General features: G+C 59.2%; 8 protein-coding genes. 2 read left to right on the forward strand and 6 right to left on the reverse strand.

Translation table 11 applies throughout. The features are described from left to right. Positions 1–246 precede the first annotated feature (246 nt). The 6 genes from ACF8FB_RS05200 to ACF8FB_RS05225 form a co-directional block, all read right to left on the reverse strand. Positions 247–462: a DUF1127 domain-containing protein gene (locus ACF8FB_RS05200; RefSeq protein WP_003252924.1), complete on the reverse strand. Its 216-nt coding sequence runs from the start codon at positions 460–462 to the stop codon at positions 247–249. Positions 463–835: 373 nt separating this feature from the next. Then, positions 836–2,329: an acetyl-CoA hydrolase/transferase family protein gene (locus ACF8FB_RS05205; RefSeq protein WP_003252922.1), complete on the reverse strand. Its 1,494-nt coding sequence runs from the start codon at positions 2,327–2,329 to the stop codon at positions 836–838. A 186-nt stretch (positions 2,330–2,515) separates the two neighbouring features. Next, complete coding sequence (locus ACF8FB_RS05210) at positions 2,516–3,952, reverse strand: NAD(P)(+) transhydrogenase (Re/Si-specific) subunit beta (RefSeq protein ID WP_003252919.1); 1,437 nt, start codon at positions 3,950–3,952, stop codon at positions 2,516–2,518. 2 nt (positions 3,953–3,954) lie between these two features. Continuing rightward, positions 3,955–4,269, reverse strand: coding sequence for an NAD(P) transhydrogenase subunit alpha (locus ACF8FB_RS05215; RefSeq protein WP_003252914.1), 315 nt, complete (start codon positions 4,267–4,269; stop codon positions 3,955–3,957). A gap of 11 nt (positions 4,270–4,280) precedes the next feature. After that, the gene (locus tag ACF8FB_RS05220) at positions 4,281–5,402 is read right to left on the reverse strand and encodes a Re/Si-specific NAD(P)(+) transhydrogenase subunit alpha (RefSeq protein WP_020191551.1); all 1,122 of its coding nucleotides are present in this window, start codon (positions 5,400–5,402) and stop codon (positions 4,281–4,283) included. Positions 5,403–5,821: 419 nt separating this feature from the next. After that, complete coding sequence (locus tag ACF8FB_RS05225; RefSeq protein WP_392511092.1) at positions 5,822–6,739, reverse strand: LysR family transcriptional regulator; 918 nt, start codon at positions 6,737–6,739, stop codon at positions 5,822–5,824. Between the two features lie 160 nt (positions 6,740–6,899). On the opposite strand from ACF8FB_RS05225, the gene ACF8FB_RS05230 reads away from it, so the two are divergent. Both ACF8FB_RS05230 and ACF8FB_RS05235 read left to right on the forward strand, forming a co-directional pair. Further along, positions 6,900–8,081, forward strand: a complete 1,182-nt coding sequence (locus tag ACF8FB_RS05230; RefSeq protein WP_003252907.1) for an acyl-CoA dehydrogenase — start codon at positions 6,900–6,902, stop codon at positions 8,079–8,081. A gap of 13 nt (positions 8,082–8,094) precedes the next feature. Beyond that, positions 8,095–9,315, forward strand: coding sequence for a CaiB/BaiF CoA transferase family protein (locus tag ACF8FB_RS05235; RefSeq protein WP_392511093.1), 1,221 nt, complete (start codon positions 8,095–8,097; stop codon positions 9,313–9,315). Positions 9,316–9,701: the final 386 nt, after the last annotated feature.

Consider the following 9,701-nt stretch of genomic DNA (forward strand, 5'->3'; position numbering starts at 1 on the left):
CGGTACGTTTTCATCAACGGGTTCTAGCAGACGGTTAGGCCAAGCGTATCACGCAGTGCTGCGTAGAGATGACAACGACTGCTGTGCCAGACAACTGTTAAGGCGAATTTTAATTTTTGTAAAACTGTACTGGTCGCAATCTGAAGCACGCGACTGCGCGTCTCTCGGGCAATAAAAAACCCGCTGCAGTCACCTGCAACGGGTTTGAGGAATTCACGGTGCCGGCGAAGCCGGCAAGCCGGGAGCTTAGCGCCAGAAAGGCTTGCTCAGCTCTTCGTAACGCTGCGACTCGCTGATACCGGCGTCTGCCAGCAGGCGGGAGTCCAGGCGAGCCAGTTGACGACGGCTGGTCATACGGCGCTGCCACAGCAGCAGGGTCGACAATGCGCGCAGTGGCAGCGAAGTGTTGGATTGCTGGGCGTTGCTTTCAAAAACCAGACCGGAACTGAGGGTACGTTCCATGATGCTTCATCCTTCCGCTTATGGCGGCATTAGGTAGTGATTTAACTGATGCCAATGATCCTCCTCTGTCGTCCATAACAGTAGATACAGTTCAGTGGAAAGACGATGGCTCAGTTAACTGTGTAACCCTACTGTTGCACTCGAAATAGGCGTAACTGTACTGGTCCGCACTTATTTGGTGCGTTTTGATTCGAAGAAGGGGATTTGTCAGTCGGGAAGGTCTGAAAGAACCAGTACAGTAGTACAGATTATGCTGCTAGTAGAGGAGTGGCGTCGTGATAGAAGGGTTTGACTGTTATGGCCCATTCGCGGGCAAGCCCGCGAAGAGGCCGGAACAGCGGAAGCAGGGCCGCCGTTCCGTACCACATCCGGATCAGCTGGCCAGCATGCGCCCGGTTTCTTCCAGGTTTTCGTGCCAGCTCAGGGCTTCGCGCAGGATGTGCGGGGTATGGCCGCCACGCTGGCAGGCGCGGTCGAAGTAGTCGTTCAGCGCAGCGCGATAGTCTGGGTGCACACAGTTGTCGATGATCGCTCGCGCCCGTTCGCGCGGCGCCAGGCCACGCAGGTCCGCCAAGCCCTGCTCGGTGACCAGGATGTCCACGTCGTGCTCGGTGTGGTCGACATGGCTGACCATTGGCACCACGCTGGAAATCGCCCCGCCTTTGGCAATCGACTTGGTGACGAACACTGCCAGGTGGGCGTTACGGGCGAAGTCGCCGGAGCCACCGATGCCGTTCATCATCCTGGTGCCACAGACGTGGGTGGAGTTGACGTTGCCGTAGATATCGAACTCCAGTGCGGTGTTGATACCGATGATGCCCAGGCGACGCACTACTTCCGGGTGGTTGGAGATTTCCTGCGGGCGTAGCACCAGCTTGTCCTTGTAGCGCTCCAGGTTGCCGAACACATCGGCATTGCGGCGCGTCGACAGGGTGATCGAGCTGCCGGATGCGAAGCTAAGCTTGCCGGCATCGATCAGGTCGAAGGTGGAGTCCTGCAGCACTTCGGAGTACATGGTCAGGTCTTCGAACGGCGACTCGATCAGGCCGCACATCACCGCATTGGCAATGCTGCCAATGCCGGCTTGCAGTGGGCCGAGCTTGTTGGTCATACGGCCTGCATCCACTTCCTTCTTGAGGAAGTTGATCAGGTGGTCGGCGATGCCCTGTGTTTCATCATCTGGCGGCAGCACAGTGGACGGCGAGTCCGGCTGGTCGCTGATGACGATACCGACGATCTTGGCCGGATCGATCGGGATCGCGGTGCTGCCGATACGGTCGTCTACCTTGACCAGCGGGATTGGCGTGCGAGTCGGGCGGTAGGTTGGGATATAGATGTCGTGCAGGCCTTCGAGGTTGGTGTTGTGCGAGAGGTTGATCTCCACAATCACCTGCTTGGCGAAGATCGCGAAGCTGGCCGAGTTGCCCACCGAAGTGGTTGGCACGATGTGGCCTTGCTCGGTGATGGCCACGGCTTCGATGACCGCGATGTCCGGCAGCTTCAGCTGCTGGTTGCGCAGTTGCTCGACGGTTTCCGACAGGTGCTGGTCAATGAACATCACCTGGCCGTCATTGATGGCTTTGCGCAGGGTGCTGTCGACCTGGAACGGCATGCGGCGGGCCAACACACCGGCCTCGGTCAGTTGTTTGTCCAGGTCATTGCCCAGGCTGGCGCCGGTCATCAGGCTGATTTTCAGTGGCGATTGCTTGGCACGTTCGGCCAATGCATGCGGTACGGCCTTGGCTTCGCCGGCGCGGGTGAAGCCGCTCATGCCGACAGTCATGCCGTCCTCGATCAGACCAGCGGCATCAGCCGCACTCATTACCTTGCTGTGCAGGGAGGACAAGCGGATACGATCACGGTACATGGATTGTTATCTCGGGCTACTGAAACTACTGCAGCGCAGTCTAGAGATTTCGCCCATTGCCGTCCCACGACCATGGTCGTATGAGAAGCCTTGTATTTGAGCCGTTGATCCGGATCAATAAAAGAAAAGCCCCGGCAGATTCTGACCGGGGCTTCCTTTATATCAGCTGGTTTGCAGCGGCTGGTGTCACTCCACCGCCTTGACCATGTCCTCGATGACCTTCTTGGCGTCACCGAACACCATCATGGTCTTGTCCAGATAGAACAGTTCGTTGTCCAGGCCGGCATAGCCGCTGGCCATCGAGCGCTTGTTGACGATGATGGTCTTGGCCTTGAACGCTTCGAGGATCGGCATGCCGGCGATTGGCGACTTGGGGTCGTTCTTCGCCGCCGGGTTGACCACGTCGTTGGCGCCCAGTACCAGCACCACGTCGGCCTGTCCGAACTCGGCGTTGATGTCTTCCATTTCGAATACCTGATCGTACGGCACTTCAGCCTCGGCCAGCAGTACGTTCATGTGCCCGGGCATACGGCCCGCCACCGGGTGAATCGCATACTTCACGGTCACGCCGTTGTGGGTCAGCTTCTCGGTCAGCTCTTTCAGCGCGTGTTGTGCGCGGGCTACCGCCAGGCCGTAGCCCGGAACGATGATCACGCTGTCGGCGTTGCTGAGCAGGAAGGTGGCATCGTCAGCCGAACCGGACTTCACCGGCCGCTGTTCTTGCGAACCTTGCGCCGCGCCAGTGTCGGTATCGCCACCGAAGCCGCCAAGGATGACGTTGAAGAACGAACGGTTCATCGCCTTGCACATGATGTACGAGAGGATGGCACCGGACGAACCTACCAGGGAACCGGCGATGATCAGCATCGAGTTGTTCAGCGAGAAACCGATGCCGGCCGCTGCCCAGCCCGAGTAGCTGTTGAGCATCGACACCACCACTGGCATGTCGGCGCCGCCGATCGGAATAATGATCAGCACACCCATGATGAAGGCCAGGACCAGCATCAGGGTGAAGGCACTGTAGTGGCCAGTGAAAGTGAACAGCAGGCCCAGGGCGATGGTGGTCAGGCCAAGGATCAGGTTCAGTTTGTGCTGGCCCGCGAACTGTACCGGTGCGCCCTGGAACAGGCGGAACTTGTACTTGCCCGACAGCTTGCCAAAGGCGATCACCGAACCGGAGAAGGTAATGGCACCAATGGCGGCGCCGAGGAACAGTTCCAGGCGGTTACCGGTGGGGATCGGATCGCTGATGGCAGCCACAATGCCCATCGACTGTGGCTCCAGCACGGCGGCGATGGCAATGAACACCGCGGCCAGGCCGATCATGCTGTGCATGAAAGCGACCAGTTCGGGCATTTTGGTCATTTCGACGCGCTTGGCCATGATCGAACCGGCGGTGCCGCCGACCAGCAGGCCGACGATGACATAGCCGATACCGGCTGTGGCAAGTTCAGCCCCAAGCTTATAAATTAGGCCAACCGTAGTGAGGATGGCGAGCCCCATGCCGATCATGCCGAACAGATTGCCGCGCCGCGAGGTAGTCGGGTGCGACAGGCCCTTGAGCGCCTGGATGAAGCACACCGAGGCGACGAGGTAGAGGAGCGTTACCAGATTCATGCTCATGCTTACTTCTTCGCCTCGTTCTTGGTTTTCTTCTTGAACATTTCAAGCATGCGGCGGGTGACCAGGAAGCCACCGAACACGTTGACTGCGGCAAGGGCCACGGCCAGGGTGCCCATCAGCTTGCCGGCCGGGGTCACGGTCAGGGCCGCGGCCAGCATGGCGCCGACGATGACGATTGCCGAGATGGCATTGGTGACCGCCATCAGTGGGGTGTGCAGCGCCGGGGTGACGTTCCACACCACGTGGTAGCCCACATAGATGGCCAGCACGAAAATGATCAGGTTGTAGATGCCGTGGGAAATCAGCATGTCTTCCATTGTCGTGCTCCTTAGCCGTTTTTGCGGACGACCTGACCATCACGGCACATCAGGCAGGCCGCGACGATGTCGTCTTCGAGGTTGATGATCAGCGCGCCATCCTTGTCGAACAGCAGCTTCATGAAGTCCAGCAGGTTGCGTGCGTACAGTGCCGAGGCATCGGCACTCACCTGGGCCGGCAGGTTGGTCGGGCCGACGATGATCACGCCATTCTCCTGCACCACCTGGTCTGCGACGGTCAGCGGGCAGTTGCCGCCTTGGGCTGCAGCCAGGTCGATGACCACCGAGCCCGGCTTCATCTGCGCCACGGTTTCGGCGCTTAGCAGGGTCGGCGCCTTGCGCCCGGGGATCAGTGCGGTGGTGATGACGATATCCGCCTGCTTGGCGCGCTCGTGCACGGCCTGTGCCTGGCGCTGCATCCAACTGGCCGGCATTGGTCGGGCATAGCCGCCAACACCTTCGGCGCATTCTCGCTCCTCGTCGGTCTCGTATGGCACGTCGATGAATTTTGCACCCAGAGATTCGATCTGCTCTTTCACTGCCGGGCGAACGTCGGATGCTTCGATCACCGCACCCAGGCGCTTGGCTGTGGCGATGGCCTGCAAGCCGGCAACGCCGGCGCCCAGTACCAGCACTCGGGCGGCCTTAACGGTACCGGCAGCGGTCATCAGCATTGGCATGAAGCGTGGGTAGTGATGGGCTGCCAGCAACACGGCCTTGTAGCCGGCGATGTTGGCCTGCGACGACAGCACGTCCAGGCTCTGCGCCCGCGAGGTTCGCGGCGCGGCTTCCAGGGCGAAGGCGGTAATGCCGCGTTCGGCCATCTTGCCGATCAGTTCACCGTTGAAGGGGTTGAGCATGCCCACCAGAAGGCTGCCGCTGTTGATCAGGGCCAGTTCCTGGTCGTTGGGGGCGACCACTTTGAGTACCAATTGGGCGCCGTAGGCATCGGCGGCGCTCCCAAGGGAAGCACCCACGGCTTCATAGGCACTGTCCGGAATGGCGGCGTTGAGCCCTGCCCCCCGTTGAACGGTGACCTGATGGCCCTGGCCAATCAGTTTCTTGATGGTTTCGGGGGTCGCAGCGACCCTTGTCTCACCGGTCTGCGTCTCGAGAGGAACACCAATGTGCACGACTATTTCTCCTGCGGTGACCTTTTGTCTTTGTAGAAGCCAACACACTTCGGATGGTGCGCTGGGGCGGCTGTGGAGCGCCAACCCGCCGGATCCCGGGCGGGGCGAAGCATTTTGCAGACGAACCCGAAGGCCTTCAACCGGTTCTGGAGCGAAACGAAGTCAAAACTACAAGTCACCCTGTGACCGCTTGTCGCAGCAATAGGGTTGCAGCCCGTCAAACATGCGCCATTGGCAGATTAGGAGAAAAAATCAAAAAAAAAGCGGCCAATTCGCTTACGACTAGTTGGATGTCGCAAAATAACCCGCAAAGCCGCGTACTGAGCACGGTTAAAGGGTGTTTTTGTGCTTGCGTTACAGTTTGCGAATATGCGACAGATACATACATCTGTAGGTGTTTAAAATAATTGACTACAGGGTCAATTTATCGCGTTTGTCCCTGAGCTATTTATGTAGGCCTGAGCCTGGCTTACCAGCCAGTCGCGAAAGGCGCGTAGCGACGCCGACTCCACCTTGCGCTCTGGAATCATCAGATAGTAGGCCTTGTCGCTACTCAGGGCATGCCTGTTAGCGACCACTAGCCTTCCCTCCTCCAACTCTCGCTGGATCAGGAACGGTGGTATCAGGGCAATGCCCATATCGTGCATGGCCGCCTGGGCGAGCATCGAGAATAGTTCATAGCGCGGGCCTGTCATGTCGCGCTCCACATTCATGCCCACACTGCCGAACCACTGCCGCCAGGCATACGGGCGTGTGCTCTGTTGCAGCAGTGGTAGCTGTGCGATGTGGCGTGCCTCGAGCATGCCTTGGCCGTTCAGCAGCGCCGGGCTGCACACAGGTACCGGGTTTTCACCCATCAGTTGGTGCGACTGGGTGCCTGACCAGTCCGCATCACCAAAATAGATGGCGGCATCGAAGGTAGTGTCGGCAAACAGGAATGGCCGGGTGCGGTTGGTGAGGTTGACTGTGACCTCCGGGTGGCGCTGCTGGAAGTCCTTGAGCCGTGGTAGCAGCCATTGAGTGCCAAACGTCGGAACTACCGCCAGCTCGATCACATTGGCGCCTTGCTGGCGCATTACCGACAAGGTATCGCGCTCCACAGCGTCCAGTTGGGCCGCCACCTGGCGACTGTAGGACAGGCCGGCTTCGGTCAGCCTTACGCCGCGGCGCGAGCGACGGAACAGTTCCACATTAAGGAACGCTTCCAGGCCGCCGATCTGCCGACAGACAGCACCCTGGGTCAGCGCGAGTTCCTGGGCAGCCTTGGTAAAGCTCTCGTTACGGGCTGCCGCCTCGAAGCAAATCAGGGCGGCGGTACTGGGGATCTTACGGCGCATGTACGTCAACCTCACTTGTAAGGCTGTCAATAAGGCGTTTTGCCGATTTACGGAGTGACAAAATATCACTAATCGGTGCGCAATCCTCGTTTGTCCCCGCAGCCGATCAGGCCTAGGCTCAAAGGCACAAGAAACTGACCCCTATTTCGAGGATTCGCTCATGGCCGGTAAAGCAAGCTTCAACTGGATCGACCCGTTGCTGCTGGATCAGCAGCTCACTGAAGAAGAGCGCATGGTGCGTGACAGCGCTTATCAGTTCGCCCAGGACAAGCTGGCGCCGCGTGTGCTCGAGGCCTTCCGTCACGAGCAGACCGACCCCGCGATCTTCCGCGAGATGGGTGAAGTCGGCCTGTTGGGTGCAACCATCCCCGAGCAATACGGTGGCAGCGGCCTGAACTATGTGTGCTACGGCCTTATTGCTCGCGAAGTGGAACGCATCGACTCGGGTTACCGCTCGATGATGAGTGTGCAGTCGTCGCTGGTGATGGTGCCGATCAACGAATTTGGCACCGAAGCTCAAAAGCAGAAGTACCTCCCCAAGCTTGCCAGTGGCGAGTGGATCGGTTGCTTCGGTTTGACCGAGCCTAACCATGGCTCCGATCCTGGCTCGATGATTACCCGGGCGAGAAAGGTCGACGGTGGCTACCGGCTGACCGGCAGCAAGATGTGGATCACCAACAGCCCCATCGCCGATGTGTTCGTGGTGTGGGCCAAGGATGATGCGGGCGATATCCGTGGCTTTGTACTGGAAAAAGGCTGGCAAGGCCTGAGTGCCCCGGCAATTCATGGCAAGGTTGGCCTGCGCGCCTCGATCACTGGCGAAATCGTCATGGACAATGTGTTCGTGCCAGAAGAGAACATCTTCCCGGACGTGCGTGGCCTCAAGGGCCCGTTCACCTGCCTGAATTCGGCTCGCTATGGTATTTCGTGGGGTGCGCTGGGTGCCGCTGAAGCCTGCTGGCACACCGCCCGCCAATACACCCTGGATCGTCAGCAGTTTGGTCGTCCACTGGCCGCCAACCAGTTGATACAGAAGAAGCTGGCCGACATGCAGACCGAAATCACCCTGGCGCTGCAGGGCTGCCTGCGTCTGGGGCGCATGAAGGATGAAGGGACGGCTGCGGTGGAAATCACCTCCATCATGAAGCGCAATTCCTGCGGCAAGGCGCTGGATATCGCCCGTATGGCGCGTGACATGCTGGGCGGCAATGGCATCTCCGACGAGTTTGGTGTGGCCCGCCACCTGGTTAACCTGGAGGTGGTCAACACCTATGAAGGTACCCACGACGTGCATGCACTTATCCTGGGGCGTGCGCAGACTGGTATCCAGGCGTTCTATTAATAAGGAGCAAGCCATGGGCGCGCTATCACATCTGCGGGTGCTAGACCTTTCGCGCGTGTTGGCCGGCCCGTGGTCTGGTCAGATTCTGGCTGACCTTGGTGCCGACGTGATCAAGGTCGAGCGCCCAGGCAGTGGCGACGATACCCGCTCATGGGGGCCGCCTTTCCTCAAGGATGTCGAAGGTGAGGACACCAGTGAGGCGGCTTACTACTTGTCGGCCAACCGCAACAAGCGCTCAGTGACCATCGACTTTACCCAGCCGGAGGGGCGACGGCTGGTGCGGGAGCTGGCGGCGAAGTGCGATATCGTCATAGAGAACTTCAAGGTGGGTGGGCTGGCTGCCTATGGCCTGGACTACCAGAGCCTCAAGGCGGTAAACCCGCAGCTCATCTATTGCTCCATTACCGGCTTCGGTCAGACCGGGCCCTATGCCAAGCGCGCTGGCTATGACTTCATGATCCAGGGGTTGGGTGGGCTGATGAGCCTGACCGGCCGTCCGGAGGGTGAAGAAGGCGCAGGGCCGGTCAAGGTGGGTGTGGCGCTTACCGATATTCTGACCGGGTTGTATTCCGCGGTCGCCATGCTGGCTGCCCTCGCCCATCGGGATCAGACAGGGGTCGGCCAGCATGTCGACATGGCATTGCTTGATGTGCAGGTGGCCTGTCTGGCGAACCAGGCGATGAACTACCTGACCACGGGCACCCCTCCCCGTCGGCTGGGTAATGCGCATCCTAATATAGTCCCTTACCAGGACTTTCCGACGGCAGATGGTGATTTCATTCTTACCGTCGGTAATGACAGCCAGTTCCGCAAGTTCGCTGAGGTGGCCGGGCAGCCGCAATGGGCGGAGGACCCTCGGTTCGTTACCAATAAGCTGCGGGTCGCCAACCGGGCTGAGCTGATACCTTTGATTCGCCAGGCTACGGTGTTCAAGACCACGGCTGAGTGGGTGGCCCAGTTGGAGGCTGCAGGAGTGCCATGTGGGCCTATCAATAACCTGGCGCAGATGTTCCAGGACCCCCAGGTGCTGGCGCGCGGGTTGGCGTTGAATATCCCGCATCCATTGGCGGGTAGTGTGCCGCAAGTTGCGAGCCCGATACGGTTGTCGGAGACGCCAGTGGAGTATCGCCGGGCGCCACCACTGCTGGGCGAGCATACCGAAGTGGTGCTGGGGGAAGTGTTGGGGCTGGATGCTGGCGAGGTACAGCGTCTGCGTGATGCTGGGGTGCTCTAGATGAAAAGCGGGGAGGCCGTCAGGCCTCCCCGCTTTGTTTTTCAGCGCTATCAAAGTTTATTGAAATTAAAGGTTGACGCCCTCTCGAATCCCCTTATAATGCGCCCCACTTCCAGCGACATCGGAACGAAAAACTCCTTGAAATTCAACGAGTTAAGTAGTGAAGGCAAAGGCTGAAAGGGCTACGATCAAATGATCGAAAGCGGTTGAGATGATGGTTGACAGCGTTTCCAAGTGCTGTATGATTCGCCTCCCGCTACGAGAGATCGCAGCGAGCCAAGTGTTTGAAGCTAAACGAGTTTCTCGCAAAAAACTTCAAAATAAACGCTTGACAGGCTCTGAGGAAAGCGTAGAATGCGCGCCTCGGTTGAGACGAAAAGCTCTTA

The organism is Pseudomonas sp. yb_2, assembly GCF_043103905.1.
Taxonomy (GTDB): Bacteria; Pseudomonadota; Gammaproteobacteria; order Pseudomonadales; family Pseudomonadaceae; genus Aquipseudomonas; species Aquipseudomonas alloputida.

Coding starts and splice junctions, on each gene's coding strand:
- ACF8FB_RS05200 (WP_003252924.1), bottom strand. CDS start 462: ATGGAACGTACCCTCAGTTCCGGTCTGGTTTTTGAAAGCAACGCCCAG.
- ACF8FB_RS05205 (WP_003252922.1), bottom strand. CDS start 2,329: ATGTACCGTGATCGTATCCGCTTGTCCTCCCTGCACAGCAAGGTAATG.
- ACF8FB_RS05210 (WP_003252919.1), bottom strand. CDS start 3,952: ATGAGCATGAATCTGGTAACGCTCCTCTACCTCGTCGCCTCGGTGTGC.
- ACF8FB_RS05215 (WP_003252914.1), bottom strand. CDS start 4,269: ATGGAAGACATGCTGATTTCCCACGGCATCTACAACCTGATCATTTTC.
- ACF8FB_RS05225 (WP_392511092.1), bottom strand. CDS start 6,739: ATGCGCCGTAAGATCCCCAGTACCGCCGCCCTGATTTGCTTCGAGGCG.
- ACF8FB_RS05230 (WP_003252907.1), top strand. CDS start 6,900: ATGGCCGGTAAAGCAAGCTTCAACTGGATCGACCCGTTGCTGCTGGAT.
- ACF8FB_RS05235 (WP_392511093.1), top strand. CDS start 8,095: ATGGGCGCGCTATCACATCTGCGGGTGCTAGACCTTTCGCGCGTGTTG.